The sequence below is a fragment of the Brachyspira hampsonii genome (genome assembly GCF_001746205.1).
Classification (GTDB): domain Bacteria; phylum Spirochaetota; class Brachyspiria; order Brachyspirales; family Brachyspiraceae; genus Brachyspira; species Brachyspira hampsonii_B.
In genome coordinates, this window is record NZ_MDCO01000012.1 from 303,267 (window position 1) to 321,559 (window position 18,293).

13 protein-coding genes and 1 pseudogene are annotated in these 18,293 nt (G+C 26.1%); 9 read left to right on the forward strand and 5 right to left on the reverse strand.

From position 1 onward, the window contains the following. Positions 1-41: 41 nt before the first annotated feature. The 4 genes from BFL38_RS10420 to metX all read left to right on the forward strand — a co-directional run bounded on the left by BFL38_RS10420 (position 42) and on the right by metX (position 5,809). Positions 42-1,553, forward strand: a complete 1,512-nt coding sequence (locus BFL38_RS10420) for a DUF262 domain-containing protein (protein ID WP_069726980.1) — start codon at positions 42-44, stop codon at positions 1,551-1,553. A 260-nt stretch (positions 1,554-1,813) separates the two neighbouring features. Further along, complete coding sequence (locus BFL38_RS10425) at positions 1,814-2,284, forward strand: hypothetical protein (protein WP_069726981.1); 471 nt, start codon at positions 1,814-1,816, stop codon at positions 2,282-2,284. Positions 2,285-3,351: 1,067 nt separating this feature from the next. Beyond that, positions 3,352-4,647, forward strand: a complete 1,296-nt coding sequence (locus BFL38_RS10430; protein WP_069726982.1) for an O-acetylhomoserine aminocarboxypropyltransferase/cysteine synthase family protein — start codon at positions 3,352-3,354, stop codon at positions 4,645-4,647. 61 nt (positions 4,648-4,708) lie between these two features. Continuing rightward, positions 4,709-5,809: a homoserine O-acetyltransferase MetX gene (gene metX, locus BFL38_RS10435; RefSeq protein ID WP_069726983.1), complete on the forward strand. Its 1,101-nt coding sequence runs from the start codon at positions 4,709-4,711 to the stop codon at positions 5,807-5,809. Between the two features lie 301 nt (positions 5,810-6,110). Here the strand turns inward: metX and BFL38_RS10440 are convergent, their stop codons facing one another. Beyond that, positions 6,111-6,476: a hypothetical protein gene (locus BFL38_RS10440; RefSeq protein ID WP_069726984.1), complete on the reverse strand. Its 366-nt coding sequence runs from the start codon at positions 6,474-6,476 to the stop codon at positions 6,111-6,113. Positions 6,477-6,620: 144 nt separating this feature from the next. Beyond that, complete coding sequence (locus BFL38_RS10445) at positions 6,621-10,358, reverse strand: DUF2723 domain-containing protein (protein WP_069726985.1); 3,738 nt, start codon at positions 10,356-10,358, stop codon at positions 6,621-6,623. A gap of 314 nt (positions 10,359-10,672) precedes the next feature. On the opposite strand from BFL38_RS10445, the gene BFL38_RS10450 reads away from it, so the two are divergent. The 5 genes from BFL38_RS10450 (at position 10,673) to BFL38_RS10470 (ending at position 15,511) form a co-directional block, all read left to right on the forward strand. After that, the gene (locus BFL38_RS10450; protein WP_069726986.1) at positions 10,673-11,149 is read left to right on the forward strand and encodes a hypothetical protein; all 477 of its coding nucleotides are present in this window, start codon (positions 10,673-10,675) and stop codon (positions 11,147-11,149) included. 425 nt (positions 11,150-11,574) lie between these two features. After that, positions 11,575-12,147, forward strand: coding sequence for a hypothetical protein (locus BFL38_RS10455; protein ID WP_069726987.1), 573 nt, complete (start codon positions 11,575-11,577; stop codon positions 12,145-12,147). Between the two features lie 152 nt (positions 12,148-12,299). Next, positions 12,300-13,328 carry a patatin-like phospholipase family protein gene (locus BFL38_RS10460; RefSeq protein WP_069726988.1) on the forward strand — a complete coding sequence of 343 codons (1,029 nt, stop codon included), beginning with the start codon at positions 12,300-12,302 and terminating at the stop codon, positions 13,326-13,328. 12 nt (positions 13,329-13,340) lie between these two features. Continuing rightward, positions 13,341-13,913 carry a diguanylate cyclase regulator RdcB family protein gene (locus BFL38_RS10465; protein ID WP_069726989.1) on the forward strand — a complete coding sequence of 191 codons (573 nt, stop codon included), beginning with the start codon at positions 13,341-13,343 and terminating at the stop codon, positions 13,911-13,913. A 26-nt stretch (positions 13,914-13,939) separates the two neighbouring features. Next, a complete protein-coding gene (locus BFL38_RS10470; protein ID WP_069726990.1) occupies positions 13,940-15,511 on the forward strand; it encodes a tetratricopeptide repeat protein in 1,572 nt (523 codons plus the stop codon). Positions 15,512-16,177: 666 nt separating this feature from the next. Here the strand turns inward: BFL38_RS10470 and BFL38_RS10475 are convergent. The 3 genes and pseudogenes from BFL38_RS10475 to BFL38_RS10485 all read right to left on the reverse strand — a co-directional run bounded on the left by BFL38_RS10475 (position 16,178) and on the right by BFL38_RS10485 (position 18,239). Next, the gene (locus BFL38_RS10475; protein ID WP_069726991.1) at positions 16,178-16,810 is read right to left on the reverse strand and encodes a hypothetical protein; all 633 of its coding nucleotides are present in this window, start codon (positions 16,808-16,810) and stop codon (positions 16,178-16,180) included. A 21-nt stretch (positions 16,811-16,831) separates the two neighbouring features. Then, positions 16,832-17,389, reverse strand: a complete 558-nt coding sequence (locus BFL38_RS10480; protein ID WP_069726992.1) for a hypothetical protein — start codon at positions 17,387-17,389, stop codon at positions 16,832-16,834. Positions 17,390-17,674: 285 nt separating this feature from the next. Beyond that, positions 17,675-18,239, reverse strand: a pseudogene (locus BFL38_RS10485) (hypothetical protein). Positions 18,240-18,293: the final 54 nt, after the last annotated feature.

Genomic DNA, 18,293 nt, shown 5'->3' on the forward strand with positions numbered 1-18,293 from the left:
GCAGAATTGATGCAGAAGCAACTAATATAAGAAACAATTTTTTGGATTCTATAATCAAATATTTATTTAATGAAAAATATAATAATGATTTTATATTAGATATTATATACGGAGTTAATGATGATAATATATTTTATCCTATAGACGGTCAGCAAAGATTAACAACATTATTTTTATTTCATTGGTATATTTACAATTGCTTAAAAGAAGATAGAACATTTTTATCAAATTTTTCGTATGAAACTAGAATAACATCTGCAAATTTTTTATCATTGATAAATAGCAATAAAATAAATATAGATTTTGATAAAGATATAATATCAAATCAAATAACAAGTAATATATCATTTTTAAATTATTATAGAAAAGATCCAACTGTTAATGGAATTTTATTAGTATTAGATGAAATTCATAAAAAAATACAACCTTATATTAAAGCAGTCAACAATAAAGAAGATATAATTATAAGATTAAATAATATTAAATTTTTTAAACTTGATATAAAAGGTGATTATGATGATTTGTATATAAAAATGAACTCAAGAGGAAAGCAATTAACAGATTTTGAAATATTTAAATCAAAAATAGAAAAATTCTTATCAGAAAATAATAATGGATTTGATGAAAAAATAGATATAGATTGGACAAACTTTATATGGGATTTTATAAAAGAAGATATAAATAATAAAGATGAAGGTTATAGAGTTGATGATTTATTTATGAAGCTATTTCAATTTATTTTTGAAATGCTTTATTATTCTCAAATAGAAATTGTTGGTAAGGTTGAGGATATTAAAAAATTAGAAATAGAAGAATCAAGTTTAGATTTTTTTGAATTGTTTTTCATTCATATATACGATAATGAAAAAAAAGAATATTTAAATAAATTAAAAGTAAATTCTATAAAAAATGAAAAAGATCAAAAAACAACACTAAACAAAAATATAAATTTTATTATTAATATATTTGATATACTTTCATCACTTGGAAAATGTAAATTGGAAACTTTATTTAATGACATATTTTATTATAATAATGAATCAGAAAACGATGAAGATAAATATAATAAAATTTGTACATTTGATGATAATTTAAATGTATTTAATAATGATAATAATTTATTTGAATTTACTACTATAAGAAAACGTATTTTAATATTTTCTGTATTCAAAATACTCAATTATGAATACTTAAAAAATAAGGAAAATATAATAGATATAAATAATATAAAAAATACGTGCTTTAATCAACTAAGACTTATAATAAATTTATTATATAATACCAATAACTTATCAAATAATATATATTATCAAATGAAGCTGATTGATAGAATCATTAAAGAAGATGAAATTACAGTGATAAAAGATCAGCTTGATAAAGAAAAGAAAATAGAAAATACTTTATTTACAAATGATTTGATAGAGTCTGAAAAAAGAAAATTAGATATATTAAAATATAGTACAGATTATATAAAACAAAGAATTTACGCTTGTGAGAATAATGTATTTTTACAAGGTAATATTGATTTCTTATTAGACAATAGAGGTAATTAAAATATAGTTAATGTAGTAAATTATATTTTTACTAAAAATGGCTTTAATAATGAAAATGGAAATTATTTAATACATAGGGCTATATTAGTATTTATTGATAAAATAGAAAGTTTTAGACCTTATTATACTACAACAATATCTATATTTAGAAATAATAAAGATAATGATAATAAAAAATTATTGATAAAATATCCAAATAAATTAAAAGAGTTTATCAATACTATATTTAATGATAAAGTAAATAAAACTATATTGGATAAATGAGGAATATAATAGATAATTATAAAGATGATAGCCATTGGAAATATTTGATAATAAAAGATGCTAAAGATGCAAATGGCAATGATGTAAATTTATGCAATAAAAAATATTCATCTTCAGGCGAATTAAAAAAACATCAATATAGCGGTTATTATTTATATTCTAAGTCTAGAAGTAGTACTCATTTGGATATACCATTGTCAACTAAAGTGCATACAATGTTTGCTCAGTTCTTGCAAGTGCCAGAACATACAGACTTTAAATTATACTATTATGATGGAACTAATAATCCTGAAATTACTGATAAATCAAGAATATTAATATATAAAAATCCAAATCAAAATAATGATGAAATTTTATATTGTTATAGTTGGGTTACTTTAGCTAAAGAAATAGAAATAGCAGACGAAAAAGTTTTAGTGGGTTTTACTACTGCTGGCTATATAATTCAGTGCGGATTAAGAAAATAAAAATCTTTCAACGATCCTGAAATATCTAAAAAAGTTTTTGAATTATTAGAAGATAAGGAACTTAATTTTTATGTATATAAGCAACATTACGAACATCCTGATTGGTATTATATGAAAGATTTGGATAATTATTATGAAATGTTAGAAGAATATAATAAAATATTAAAACCTGTTATAGACGCTTTTCTACAAAATAAATAATAATTAATTTGTTGTTAAAATAAAGGAGTTTAACTTAAATTAAAAGCTAAGCTCCTTTTTATATATAGAGTTATAGTATTTGCACTTTTTATAACTTTTAGCAGTTGGAAAAAGAACAACAAAAATTGTATATATAGAGAGTTATAGTATATGGAATTTTTCTCTGTCATCAAGTTTTACAAAGTGCTTGGAAAATTTTAAGAAATTCACGAAAATATTTTATAAATAAAAATAGTTTAACTTTTTAAAAGTTAGACTTTTTTATAAAACAATTTTAATTATATACACCGCCCTTTATATTTAGTAATTTATTTTTAAAATCTAACTTCAATTATTTTGTTAATCAAATTATAAATTAAAGTACCCACCCTAGTTTTATTTAAATTTATAATGCATTAACACGCACGCATAGTAGTTAAAGAAATATAATTTAGTTATTAATTCAATTTAAATTTATTATATAAATCTGTTTAGCGTGCGTTAAATGAAATGTTAATTTAAATAAGATTTTGCTTTAAATTTTATTATTGAATATTAGACTTATTGTTTTAACTCGAATATTTAATTATCTTAATTATAATTCAAGTTTTATTTAAAATTATTGTAATACTTAACAAAATAAAACTAATTACTGTTGACAATAATTTTATATTGCTGTATAATCTATAATTAATTATTAATAACTATTTTAGGAAATATTGTAAATGAAAACAATCATCGTTATGAACAAAATGTTTTGCCTCATGCAAATGTGTATGTTTAATAATGATGGCTGTCAATAATAATTTATTTTTTATTTTGTACTTTAAAGCCGTCAAATTTATTTGGCGGCTTTTTTTATTCTATTATTAAGGAGTATTATAAAGATGTCAAGAGAATTAAAATTTGAAACATTAGCAGCACATGCAGGACAGGATTCTAATGATATATTCGGAAGCAGAGGGGTTCCGGTATACAAAACTACTTCATATCTATTTAGAGATTCAAAACATGCTGCTGATTTATTTGGTTTAAAAGAACTTGGGTATATTTATACAAGACTTGGAGATCCTACAGCAGATGTATTAGAAAAAAGAATTACTGCTATGGAAGGCGGTAAGGCATCTATTGCGGTATCATCTGGAACAAATGCAATATTTTATACTATAATCACTATATGTGAGGCAGGTGATGAAATAGTTTCAGCATTTAATGTATATGGAGGTACATATTCACAATTTGCAGCAATACTTCCTAAACTTGGAATTAATACAAAATTTGTAGATGCTAAAGATCCTGCTAATTTTGCTAAGGCTATCACTGATAAAACTAAATTAATATTTATAGAAACAATTTCAAACCCTTCATTAGATTTTACAGATATTGAAGCAGTTGCAAAAATAGCACATGATGCGGGAATACCTCTAGTTATAGATGCTACTTTTACAACACCTTATCTTTTGCAGACTATCAAACATGGTGCAGATATTGTAATCAACTCACTTACAAAATGGATAGGCGGACATGGAAGTGCTATAGGAGGAATAATCACTGATAGCGGTAATTTTAATTGGCAAAGTGATAAATTCCCTCTATTTTCACAACCTGATTCAAATTATCATGGATTAAGATGGGCTTATGATTTACCAGATGAGCTTAAAAATATAGCATTTACTTTGAGAGTAAGAACTGTACCGCTTAGAAATTTGGGTGCTTGTCTTTCACCTGATAACTCTTGGGTATTCATTCAGGGAACCGAGTCTTTAGCAGTAAGAATGGACAGACATTGTTCTAATGCTTTAAAAGTTGCTGAGTTTTTAGAAAAAGATGATAGAGTTGAATGGGTAAGATATCCTGGTCTTAAAAATGATCCTTCATATAATACAGCAAGTAAATATTTAAAAGATAAATTCGGAGGAATGGTTGTATTCGGTATAAAAGGCGGATATGAAGCTGCAGTTAAATTTATAGATAATATAAAATTATTCTCTCATTTGGTAAATGTCGGAGATGTTAAGAGTTTAGTTGCACATCCTGCTTCTACTACACATTCTCAATTATCTGAAGAAGAATTGAAAAAAGGAGGAATAAGCAAAAACTTTATCAGGCTTTCAATAGGCATAGAACATATTGATGATATACTTTATTATTTAGATGAGGCTTTAACTATAGCAAATAAATAATTTAAACTATAAAAAACAGGGGTATAAATATTTACTCCTGTTTTAATAAGAGGGTTATTTTATGAAGAATATAAAAAACAGAAAAGAACATAAAAACAATGAACAGGAAAACAATGAAATTAAATATCTTAATTATGATAAGGCTTTCAAATTTGAAAATGGAGCTTCAATAAATGAATTAACTATAGCATATACAGTAAACGGACATTTAAATGTTAATAAAGATAATGCTATTCTAGTATGTCATGCTTTCACAGGAGATGCTGATGTTCTCTCTTGGTGGGAGAATTTCGTTGGTAAGAAAAAGGCAATAGATACAGATAAATATTTTGTAATATGTTCTAATGTTTTAGGTGGCTGCAGCGGAACAACAGGACCTTCTTCTAAAAAGCCAAATAGTAATTCATATTATGGTACGGATTTTCCTACTTTCACGATTAAAGATATAGTAAAAGTACAAAAAATATTAGTTGATAGTTTAGGAATAAATAAACTTTATTGTGTTGCAGGCGGCTCCATGGGAGGCATGCAGGTATTACAATGGACGGCTTCTTATCCTCAGATGATGGAAAAAGCAATAGTAATAGCAAGCTCTATGAGTCATTCTCCTATGCAGATAGCTTTAAATGAAATAGCAAGACAGGCAATAACCGAAGATACTGAATGGTACGGAGGAAAATATTATGGTATGTCTACTCCTGACAGAGGACTTGCTTTGGCCAGAATGCTCGGACATATTACATACATGAGTGAAGAGTATATGAGAAAAAAATTCGGAAGAAAGAGAAAAAGAGCTGTTAAATATTTCACACCTTCTTTTGAAGTAGAAAATTATCTTCATTATAACGGAGAAAAATTTACTGCAAGATTCGATGCAAATAGTTTTTTATATCTTACCAAAGCTATGGATTTCTTTGATGTTAAAGATGAAATAAAAAAAATAAAATATAAAAAGAATATTAGTTTAGAAAAAGTTCTTGTTATATCTTTTATATCAGATTGGCTTTATCCAAGCACACAGTCAGCAGAGATAGTTTCTGCCTATCAGCATTCTAGTATAGATACTATATTTTATGAAATAGAATCTAATTACGGACATGATGCTTTTTTACTTAAGAATACAGAACAGACTAAATATATAAAAAATTTTTTAAATAATTAATAGCCTTGTTTCAAAAGACTTAATAAGATTATATATAAAAAATAGTAATTTGTTAATTATAAAAATAATGTTTTAAACTCTATTTTAGTATATGAATATGCCATCTTGACTGCAAAGTGTATGCAAAATAAGTGTCGGTTTGAACTGTGAGCAAAGCCCCAAACTAATAAAAAAATACTAAACTAAAAAACTATAAATGTTAATAAATTAAGTTTTGAAATAAGTCTGATATAAACTTTGTAATTTTTATCAAATAAAAAGGCCTACTAAATTTAATTAGTAAGCCTAAAATAGTTATTATTTATAGATCTGGATGTAAATTATTTATTAGTCTAAGCAATTCAGCTCTCCATTTTTTTCCATCCCAGCAAATATATTCTATACAATCAACCTCTCTGGATTTAGATAGATCCCCATTCGGAGATATAAATATTTTATCTCCTTTTATATCTAATCTAAAATTATTAAAATTTACATCTTTGTAGTATAAATAATCTTCGGTATGACAATTATTTTTGTCGCCATTTCTATAATGGACAAAATATCCATCATGAAAAATAGCAGTCCAATTAGTATTATCCCAAGTAATATAATCTAGACAATATGATGCTGTTTTAATTTCTTTATGTTCTATTCCAGAAAATAAAAACCATTGATTATTATTCATAAATATGCACTCCTTTTTAAGTTTTATGATATTTTATTTGAATATAAAATAAACAATATATAATCAATTTTATTTTTTAAAAATCAATATAATAAAAAAGGCTTACTAATTTAATAGCAAGCCTTTTTATAAAAATTTTATTTTTTACTGTACATTATTCATAGAAGCCAAGTACTGCATTATCTGAAGTCTTCTGCTTTCAACATCTTTATCCAAATTAGCTATCACATCATTACTAACAGCTAAAGGCGACATTACTCTTTTGAAGTCATTATATATATTTAAAGCCTCTATTACTTTGTTTTGTTCTATATATATATGACCTATAGCATACAAAGCAAATGCTCCGTCTTGAGTAAGCTCATTAGTATATTTTGAATATGTACTTACAGCTTCATCATACATTTTATTATTAAGATAAATATTAGCTAAATCAAATTCTAAGTCTCTTCTTTCATCTCTAGTCAAGTCAGACATTTTTAAGGTATCATTTAATATTCTGATAGAACTTGCTGTATCCCCTAAATTAGCATAAAGTATTGATATATCTTTATTAACACCTATCAAATGTTCTTTGCTTCTTGCTCTTTTTTTAGCTTCTAATTTTGCCCATAAAGTTTCTTCTATATCCTGTCTGTTTTGATATATATAATTAGCATAGGAAGAATAGCTTTCAAAAGTATCTTCTTTCATAGCCTGAGCTTTTAAATTATCAGCCTGTTGTCTTGTAGTTTTAAGCTGTGCATCTATTCTAGCAATAAATTGTTTTATCTGCTGATAAGTTTGATTCTGCTCTCTTGCAGCATCTCCCATATCTTTTCCTCTGTGGAAAGTTCTTTCTGCTCTAGTAAGCACATCTTTAGCTTTATTTAAATACTCTGCCTCTTTATCATAAGGAGTATCTTTTGAACGTGCCAAATATTCATAAGAAGCAGCCAAATTAAAGTAAGCAGGATAAATAAGTTTTTCTAGTTTTATAAGCTCTTCAAACATTAAAGCAGCTCTTTCATAATTACCATCCATAATAGCCTGATTGCCTACAGCAAAGTATACATTAGACATATCAAAGCCTATAGTAAGCATTCTTTCTTCTTCCTGTTTTTTTAAGTCCTGAAACTCTGCTATTTTTTGATTAGCTTCATCTTTTGTAATGCCATTTTTAGCAATGTCTCCATTACCCATAAAGCCTAAAAGTTTCTGATATGTTTTTATTCTTCTATTGTATAAATCTATTTTGGCAAGAGAATATGAACTTACAAATATCTCTCTAGTTAAGAAATCATAATGCGAAATCTCTTCGGCTGTTCCCTGCATAGTGTAGCTATTCCAATAATCCTCTTCTGTTTTAAACTCTGGGAAAGGAAGCTCATACATTTTTACAAAAGTTATCTCTTCGTTACCGTCATAAATATTTTTTCTTGCTACAGAAATCAAGCCTTCATCTAATAATGCATTTAAGTCAGAAGCTATTTTTTCATTTTCATAATCTCTTTTTAAATGCTCTTTGGCAATATCTTTATAGTCATTAACAGTAAGCACTTTAAAGAACTCTAATTCATCAACCAAAGCATATTTTATAGGCTGTACTTTGAATACAAGTCCGTAAGCCTTGAAGTAGTAATCACCAAGCCTATAAAGTCCGTCTCGTCTCCAAGCCATATAATAAGGTCTGCCAGACTCTATAAAGTCTTTATCAACAGCATCGCTTATATCCCCGAGCCATCTGCCGTCAGTTTTCATAAGGTTTCCGTATATTCTTTCAAATACATTACCCTTTTGGTCATATATTTTTAAATCTGGTCTTCTTCTTTCAACCATAGTGTAATATACAAGCCCGAATACTTGGTTGTCTCCTCCCTCTGTGGCAAATATCGCATTGTCTGGAAGAGAGTTCATCATATTGTATGAATAGTCATGATTACTAAAATCTTTTGAGTTATTATTACGGCTTAGATTCATTACAAATATAGGTATCATTATTGCAAATATTGCTATAAGTGATATTGCATGATAAGGTTTTAATTGAGTATCAGCACTTTCTTCTTTAGCAGGTTTTAATACATTTTTTATATTAGTATTAAAATATTCCATATACCACTGAATACCAAAGCCTATTATTACAAGCATATATAAAGTTGCTGGAAGGAAGAATACTTCTACAAATGATAAAGTTCTAACACTTGGAGGGGGATTAGTATATGCCATAAGTGACACAGCAAAACTTAAAAGCCCGAATACTGAGAATATCCCTATAAATTTATTTTTCTTAAATATTTGAAATAGTCCAGGTATTAAGAATAATAATCCTAAAGCTGTTAATTGGGTTTTAAATATATTTATCAAAGCAGATACTTGTTCTGGGTGAAGTATGAATGCGGCAGAAACATCGTTTCCAGAAGTACCGTACTGCTTTCTATGTATCATACTAAATAAATAGCTTAAATTCTCCCAACCTGAAGGTTCATTTAATTGTCCCCAGTTTAGTGGAGGCAAAGCTCTTGCTCTTATAGGCATGTAGGCGTATATCATAACTCCTACTGCAAGCATTAAAAGCATTTTATAATATGATATTGATATTCCTGTTATAAAGTCATTATCATTATTAAATTTATCTATTTTGCATAAGAAATATCTGTACACTAAGCACCAAACAACTACTAAAAATAAAGGCCAGAATACTAAGAACATTCCTTTATATAGAGTAGGGTAGAATGGAGCTTTCAGATTCTGTATCATATCTGGTCTTAAATAAGAACCATTTGCAAGTGCTGTAAATATATCGCTCATTATATTCATATCAGCGAAAGGCTTAAATATTATAGAGAATATTGAATCATTAGAAGCTACTCCCGGAGGGAAATATAAATAAGCCTCATAATTCATAATAAATCTGTAGTACCCAAATCCTCCTATAAATAATAATACTAAAAATACGAATATTGATATAAAAGAAGTTTCTATATGATTAATATATCTGTCTTTATGCACCAAAAATAAAACTACAGCTACAAATAAAAGCGGAGCAAAAGCGAAAGGCAAAGTTACATGGTGATTTGCAAGTGCTACCCCATAGAGAAATCCAAAAGCCATTAAATATTTATTTCCATAATAAGGCACTTCATCATCAGCATGTTTCCATACATTTTCAAACCAATAAACAAGTATCAAAAGCATAGAAGCTATTTGAAGTATATTCAAACTGTAAACTTCAGCCATAGTAGCCTGTGCCCACATATTATCAGATATAGCGAATGCAATACTTGCAAAAAGTGCTGGTATTTGTACTATTGGAGAAAATCCTCTTTCAACTCTGTTTTGTCCAAGCACTTTTACCATAATAAGATAGAAGAAAATCATAGCAAATGCTGCACAAGTACCTGAAAATAAATTGGTTCTCCAAGCTATATTTCCTACTGGTATATAAGTAAATAATTTGGACATTAAAGTATAGAAAGGATATCCAGGAGCATGCCCTACACCCAAGAAGTAAGCAGCCGTTGTAAGCTCTCCGTTATCTCCTGCTGAAAGTGAAGGAGTGAGTGTAAACAGATACAAAAATAATGTGAAAAGAAAAGCTATAGCAGCAAATATTGCATCTATTTTTGAAAGATGATATGGTTTTATTTCATACCTTTTAAAAATAGGCTCCTCATTATCTTTTTTTGAGAATAGTTTTGAAAGTATATTTCCGCTGTTTTCTTTATTAGCTTTTTCTTTTTTGCTATTATTTTTTGTACTAGTTTTTTGACTGTTTTGCAGATTATTAATATATTCTTCTATTAACTCTCTGTCTTTTTCTAGCTTTTTTGTAAGCTCATCAATGCTTTTATTTTTATAATTAGCTTTGATATATTCTTTTTCCAGATGTGAAAGTTTTGCCATTAATTATTTACCTCTTATTTCATTATATATTCAATAGTTTTCGATTGTTATTGTATTTTGGATATATGCGGCAATGAAGTTATTTTGTACTTTTTCCCGCCGCAAAAAGTACCAAAAAGTGCAAATACCTATTATCTATTAGTTTATATAACTTTACATAATAATATAATTTTTTAAATAATTCAACTATAGAAATTACTATTATATAATAAAATCGCTTATTATTCAAGAATTTAAAACCTATTTTATATTGAAATAAAATAAGTTTTAAATTATAGTATAATTATATTTAGAAGTCATATTTAGGAAATAAAATGAAATTCTTAAAAAAAATAGATATTATATTAATATTCATTATAATTTCTTACATATTTTATAATGATTTGATAAAAAATAATAATAAAAACTTAGAAAACAATATTCATAAATTAAACTATATAGAAAATAACTACATTATAGAAAATAATTATAATACAGACTCTGAAATTGAATATCAAAATATAAGAAGAAGAAGATACAGACATGATCTTGACCTTGAAGGGGACAGAGTATTTATTATGTTCACAGGCTCTCTTATTATAGGTTTTTTACTTAGTCTTATATTATTATCAAAAAATAAATTCTATAAAAAAGAATTAATTCCTGCCAAAATAATACTCATTTTATCTGTTATAATTACAGGGATAATTATATTTATAAATTATGAGAATATAAAAAACATATTGGAGTATTTATCTTTACCTATAGGCTTTATAGTAGGCTTTGTATTGGCAAGATTAATAATTAAATAAAAATAATATATTTACTTAAACTTTATTTTCATTCCCGCCCTTTAAGATTTTTAGGCCTATTTTTATTAATAAACTTCATCTACATTTAAAAGTATAATTTATGTTTTTTAGCCCCCGCCCAAGTTTTTATTAAGCCTGCAATCTATTCAACGCACGTTAAATGCATTACTAAAAAACAGCTAAATTATAAATTACAAAATGTATTTATTTTTTTAGTTTCTCTCTGCGTGCGTAAATGGGACTTAAAATTTAAATAACACTTTGGGTGGGTGCTAATGGATGTTAATTAAACATTGAAAAAAGAAAAAATCAGAAATTTAGAATAAAGTAAAAAAAGATAGAGGGTGGGGATTATAGTAAAATTCATTGAAATAAAAACTATTTAAATTTATAATAAATGAAGGATTATTATAAAGGTAGGTATTATGAAAATTAGTGTATTAGCAGTTATATTAATTATTATTTCTTTTATATTTTATAATGAAATGACAAAACATCATTCTAATATATCTAGTATAATAGAAGAAAGTAACAATGAAGAAAATAACATCTATAATGGAAACTATATAGTAAGTGATAATGATATTATTTTAGAAAATAGTTATTATTTTGATAACAGTATAGAAACTAAAGAAATTAGACGCCGTTGGAATAGAGATAGATATCATTATGATGCAGATTTTGGAGAGGATTCAGAAGATTTATTTTCGAGATTAGTAATAATATTTTTTATAGGATGTGCTATCATAGGCATTTTGGCAGAGATGCTTTTTTTTAAGAATTACTCTTATAAATTTTATCTTATTGCATTTGCTGTAATTCTTATAGTGAGTTTGGCTGTTATTTATAAAATACATGGAAACATGGCTATTTTTAATATGAACGGAAGTATTGAAAGCATGATAGAGTTATTAGCTTTCTTTTCTGGCGGTATACTATCATTTATAGCATTAAGAATTAGTAAATACCTTAGGGATAATGATAAAAAGAACGAATAATTTTGTTTTTAATTATTGATTTAGATACTTAAAAAAATTTATTTAATCAGTAAAATTTTTCAGCTGTATTACAAATAGCGTCTGAATTTGTCATGGATATAGTTTATAATTTGTATTATACTAAAATTATATAAAACTATAAGGACAAAAATATGAACAGATTAGGACTTGTTCTTGCAGGAGGCGGAGGAAAAGGCTCTTATCAAATAGGAGTATGGAAAGCATTTAGAGAATTTGGTTTTGACAAATATATTTATGCTATTTCTGGTACTTCTGTAGGGGCTTTGAATGCATGCTTAATATATCAAAATGATTATGAGAAAGCTGAGAAAATTTGGCTTAATGAAGTGCAGGATAAAATACTTTCTTTTGATGCAGAGAGTATAGTAAAAAGCATTTCAAGGATTTTAATACCATTAGGCATACCTATGACTAGAATTATAGCTTTAGCTGGAGTAATTGCCTCAAGCGGTATATTTTCTAGGGACGGACTTTTAAGCATTATTGATAAATATTTAGATTTTGATTATTTACTTAATACAGATGATCCGCTTTATGCTGCATGCTTAGCTGTAGAAAATTTTAATGTGCATTATTTTTCTATAAATAAAAGCGAAAGAGATAGAATAAGAAAAATACTTCTTGCCACAAGTGCCATTCCTTTTGTATTTGATAAAGAAGTGATTGACGGTACAACATATATAGACGGAGGCATTCCTATTGTAGGAGATAATATACCTATAAGACCGCTTTATAATTTAGGATGCAATATGGTTGTAGTTGTGCATTTAAGCAAGGAGTCTATTATAAAAAGAGAGGAGTTTCCTAATTTAAAAATAATAGAAATAGTGCCTCAGGAGGATTTGGGCGGACTTATAAAAGGTACTTTGAATTTTTCTTCATCAGCTATGAGTTCGCATATTGAACAAGGCTATAATGATGCTAAAAGAATATTAAAGCCTGTATTTGATATGGCAGCTACACAATTTGAACTTTTACGGTCTATTAAAAAAATGTATATTGATGAACAGGAATATAAACATAAGATGAAATTAATCAAAGAAGAAAGGCATAATATAAAAAATGATATACAAAAAATAGCTATTGAAAATAATATTAAAATTAACTATACTGATGATATAAAAAAATTAAATAACAATAATAATAAAAACATAAAATAAAGGCGGTTTTTTATGGAATTTAATTTAATACTTCCTTATGAAAATGAAATAGAAGCTTCAGATAAAACTGAGATAGACAGATATATTGAAAGCACTATAGAACTTCATAAAAATAATGCAAATAAATTAACAGAGCTTACATTAGAGGCTGCATCTTGTTTGGCGGCTGGAGAGGCAAGAGCAAAGCAGCTGTCAAGTCAGGGATTTTTCAAAAATTTATGGGGTGCTATAACAGGAAAAAACAGAAAAATAAGAGGCGAAATAGATTATAATTTTGCAGTAGCTCAAAAGGCTTCTCAAAGAATGATACAGGTGCTTGCAGAACAAAATAAACTTACTTTTGAGGCTGTTGTTGCTGTTAATAATAAATTAAATACAATGTCTGTAGATATTAATAATCAAATCAATGAAATTTATTCGGTGATGAAGCAGATGTTTCAGGGGCTTTTGGGACAGATTGTACAGAATTCTTTGAAGATAGAAAAACTTGAGCAGAATGTGAAACTATTAAATTGGAATGCCACTATAGAATATTTAACCTATGATAACAGAACATATTCAAGCCTTGATACATTTAAAAAATAATATGCTTGTCTAATGACTTTTATCGTATGGCAGGAGAAAACCGCACTACACAGGATATGCTTTTATTAAAAACTACTATGGCAAACTGCGGTATTGATATAAACTCAAAAATAAAAGCTATAGATTTTTACCGTTTATTAAGCAGCAGAGAAGACTTGATTAAAAGACTTTTTGAAGACACAAAAATTGAAAATCTTGAAAAAGCATTATCATATACTATACCTATATCGTCTGGATTTAGAAAATTGAATCTGCTTGCAGGAGAGGAAAATTATATAGTAAAATCAATAACAAGTTTAAGCGAGGCTTCTGAGGAAGATATAAAAGTAACACTCACTAAAGAGTATGTAAAGCAGCATTCCGATTTTGATATAGAAAAAGAGATAAATATATATGAATTTGCCGTTATGCTTGTAGATGATTTAGGAGTTATTGATTCATTTGTAGATGAAAGCGAAGTTATTGAGGAAGAAAAAACAGTTCCTCTTTTAGCAGAGTCAAATACAATAGAAACTTTATTTGAAGAGGGCAAATATTATAAAGTTATAGAAGAATGCAATAAAATAATAGAGTTTAATGAAAACAATGAAGAAGCAAATAAAGAAGATTTGATTAAAGCCTATAAATACAGAGCTAAATGCTATACTCGTTTGGATAGTGCTAATATATTAGATGACATTAAAAAGATACAGAGCATAAATAAAAATGATATTGAAAGCTATTTGATAGAAAGCGATATTTTAATAAAAGATAATGAGCTTGATAAAGCATTAGAAATTATTGAAAACGGTTTAAAGGAAAATAATAACAATTTTGAACTTTATAAAAAGAAATTGGAAATTTTATATGAGCAAGGTCTAAATCAAAAATATGCTGGAGATGCAAAACTTTCTTTTAATGGAATATTAAATGATATAAATGAGTATACAAAAATAAATGGAGAAAAATATGAATTACTTAGAACTAAAGTAGAATATACTGATAAGTTTATTGTAAAAAATATACTTGGAACTGAGAAAACTAATGTAATATCAATTTTTCATCCATCATCTGAAAATGAAATAACTATATTTCATAAATATTTTTTTGCTAGGACAATAGATAGAAAAGAATGTAATGATTATAATATATTTGTTTTTATAGAAATGGTAAACAAATGTATTTTATTAAATGATAAAGATGCCGAACTTCATTATTTATTGGCAAAATATGCTACATCTATTAGGTATAGTCCATATTATAAAAATAAATTGCAAAGTAGTGTAGCATCATATTTAGAAATAAGACCTATTCATAGTTATGCTACTAAACATCATCTTCAAGGTTCTCCTTTATACGACATACATATAGAATATAATCAGAAATTCTATGGAGGTAGTAGTGAACGGGATTCAAATATTAGTATATCAACTATATTAAAACACTTAGATGATGCATTAGCAATAAAACCTTATTATGAGGAAGCTTTGCTTTTGAAAGGTCTTATTTACAAGATAGAGGAAGATAATCAATCTTTACTTACTTTAAGAGATGAGTATATTAAACAGGGGTTCGATCCCAATAAAATATTTAACAATCTATTTATAATGAGTAACTAAATTCCATTTTTTAATATAAGGGCGAAATATATTTTTTGTCCTTATATTTTTTTATTTGTGCTGTTTCAATACTAATCCATAATTAATTGAAATTGGTTTATTTATACTAAAAATTTTTAAGTTTGTCAATTTTTTTATTCAACTTTTGGCGAAGCCCGCCGCAAAAAGTTGCAAAAAGTGCAATTGCAAAATTAGTACTAAACCATACTAAAATAGTATTGCATGTGAGATAGATTATTAGTTTAAGCTAAAATATAGCCCTTCGCGAATCGTATCCGAGCCTGTCGAGGATATAGCTTCTTTGTGCCAATGCCACAGGCACTTCCTTCGGTCGCAAAAGAAACGGGGTTGACGAAGGCACGCAGAGCGGGGGCAAAGCCCCAAATATAAAAACAAAACATAAATTTATTTTGACAAAATACAGTTGTTTAGGTATATACTCAATTCAGTTATATTTAATACATTGATAAGATGTGAGAGGGTTTGGCTCGTACAAAAAATTCAATATTTAAAAAATTTTTTTAATTCGTTGGCTTATTTTGTTAAAAATGTTTGTTTAACTTTAAAGGGCGGGTTTGGGTGGGCTATAATGTAAATTTTTAAAAATAAAGAGTTTAATAAACTTAAAATATTAAGTACCAAGAAATTATATTTTTGTCATTATATTTATTTTGATTTTCTATTTTCAATTCTTTTAATTATATAAATAATTACGATTGTAGATAAAATAAAAATTAATGATATAATTATATAATCTTTTAATGTAATATCTCCTAATAAAACTGAAGTAAAAAGATTGTTGTATCCTAATAATAAGTCAGCAATACTTTTTTGAGTTGATAAAGTTGATTTCAAATCATTAGTATAATTATTTGTAATATTTTGATTATTTATAGCTGTATTATCTATAGTTGAAGGGGAATTAAAAAATGCTGCATATAAAAGAATAAGAAAAAATATCAAAGCAATAAAAAATGTTTTTTTTATATTGTTATCTTTTATATTAAATAATGCCGTTATAATACCAATTGCTATAAATATATATTCATAAATGTTTTCAATGTATTTTATTATAAAAAATTCTGATACTCCAAAAAATGCTATTACTAATATTATCATTATTCCCAAACCTATACCATCACTATCACCTAAAAAATCATCAAGACTTAAATCCCCTTTAATCAATACTAATATTAAAAACACTATTATAAAAGAGCATAAAAATAATGCAGACATTCTAAATAAATCATTTTCTGGAATATTGATTTTGTATATTAAATTAAAAATTATATCTTTCACAAATATTTTTTATTCTCCTTATTAATTCTTGGATTTATAATTTGCAAGCAATAAACCTAATATAATGCCAGCTGCTATACTTAAATATTCTTTGGCAGTTATAATATTATCTTTTAGCATAAAGAAAGCAAATATAGTAATTGCAATACACACTAATGGAAGAAAATTAATTATTGCCTCCTTCTTATTTTTTAATCCTTCTTTTTTTATTTTACGAATTGCTAAAATACCAAATAGTGCTGATGAAAAGCTAAGAATAAACATGATTGTAACCCTAAAAAATAAACTCTCTGGTATCCATTCAAATCTCCCGTAATGAAGTCGTCTAGGATATAGGGAATGTATAACTAAATTAAGTAAATCATGTTTGTTATTTTCATTAGTAAAATCATATTTTTGATAATATTTAGCAATCATTTCTGATTTATTATTTACTACATCATACTTATTTAATATTGCAGGGGCATTAATAACAAACAATATCAATCCTATAAGTATTGCCATAGTAGGTACAATAACAAGAATAGCTCTTATATAAATATTTTCTTCTCTATCTTTTCTTTCTTTTCTTTTTCTCATAATAACTTTATTATTTTTATTTTATAATCGTCTGTATTTATGAATATATTTTTATTAAAATAAAATGATTAAGAAAAACAATACTTTTTTATTTATGATGATATAGACTTTTATAATAGAAAATAAAACTGTATTGTATAAATTAATAAATGCATAATTAAATTGCATTTTACTTTTTTCATAATCCTAAACTATATTTTATTATATATGCTTTTTTTGTCAATACAGCATACTTGTTTCAAAACTTATTAATACTTGCAGTTTTTTGCTTTAATATTTTTTTAATTAAGAAGTTATTTTCCTAATGATAACATCGGCTATAAAACAGAAAATCACTCCGCTGAAAGCTAAATATTCTCTATTACTTTCCATATTTATTACTGTTACTATTAAAACGAATGCCATTAATGCCAGAGTAATCAACCCTACTAATATTGTTTCTATAGTCTCTCTAATATCTTCTTTTAGTTTTATCTCTTCATGATAATATTTTTTGGTCTATAATTGCGGTAATTGCAAGCGATAATATATAAGTCAGTACATATACAATTAATACTCTCACACCAAGAATTTTCAAATCCGCTTCTGAGCTGCTATATTTAGATAATAAAGTTCCTTTTAATAATATTGTTATTATTTTTTGAAGTGTTTCTTCTTTGTCAAAATTGTCAAAATTTGCTGCATTAGTTTGTTTATTATTATCTATTATTTCTTTTTTTTCTTGTATATTTTTATCAGCCATAGCAAAAATTGTTATTGCAGTAGAAGGTATAATTAAAGACAAGAATAGATATAGTATAAAAACTATTACATTATCTTTGCTATCATTTTTTTTATTTTTAATTTTCATTTTTATTTTTATTTTTATTTTTATTTTTATTTTTATTTAATTACTCTTTAATTA

Bases quoted from the DNA above. Each gene is read 5' to 3' on its own strand.
- BFL38_RS10425 (WP_069726981.1), top strand. From the start codon at position 1,814: ATGAGGAATATAATAGATAATTATAAAGATGATAGCCATTGGAAATAT.
- BFL38_RS10430 (WP_069726982.1), top strand. From the start codon at position 3,352: ATGTCAAGAGAATTAAAATTTGAAACATTAGCAGCACATGCAGGACAG.
- metX (WP_069726983.1), top strand. From the start codon at position 4,709: ATGAAGAATATAAAAAACAGAAAAGAACATAAAAACAATGAACAGGAA.
- BFL38_RS10440 (WP_069726984.1), bottom strand. From the start codon at position 6,476: ATGAATAATAATCAATGGTTTTTATTTTCTGGAATAGAACATAAAGAA.
- BFL38_RS10445 (WP_069726985.1), bottom strand. From the start codon at position 10,358: ATGGCAAAACTTTCACATCTGGAAAAAGAATATATCAAAGCTAATTAT.
- BFL38_RS10450 (WP_069726986.1), top strand. From the start codon at position 10,673: ATGAAATTCTTAAAAAAAATAGATATTATATTAATATTCATTATAATT.
- BFL38_RS10455 (WP_069726987.1), top strand. From the start codon at position 11,575: ATGAAAATTAGTGTATTAGCAGTTATATTAATTATTATTTCTTTTATA.
- BFL38_RS10460 (WP_069726988.1), top strand. From the start codon at position 12,300: ATGAACAGATTAGGACTTGTTCTTGCAGGAGGCGGAGGAAAAGGCTCT.
- BFL38_RS10465 (WP_069726989.1), top strand. From the start codon at position 13,341: ATGGAATTTAATTTAATACTTCCTTATGAAAATGAAATAGAAGCTTCA.
- BFL38_RS10470 (WP_069726990.1), top strand. From the start codon at position 13,940: ATGGCAGGAGAAAACCGCACTACACAGGATATGCTTTTATTAAAAACT.
- BFL38_RS10480 (WP_069726992.1), bottom strand. From the start codon at position 17,389: ATGAGAAAAAGAAAAGAAAGAAAAGATAGAGAAGAAAATATTTATATA.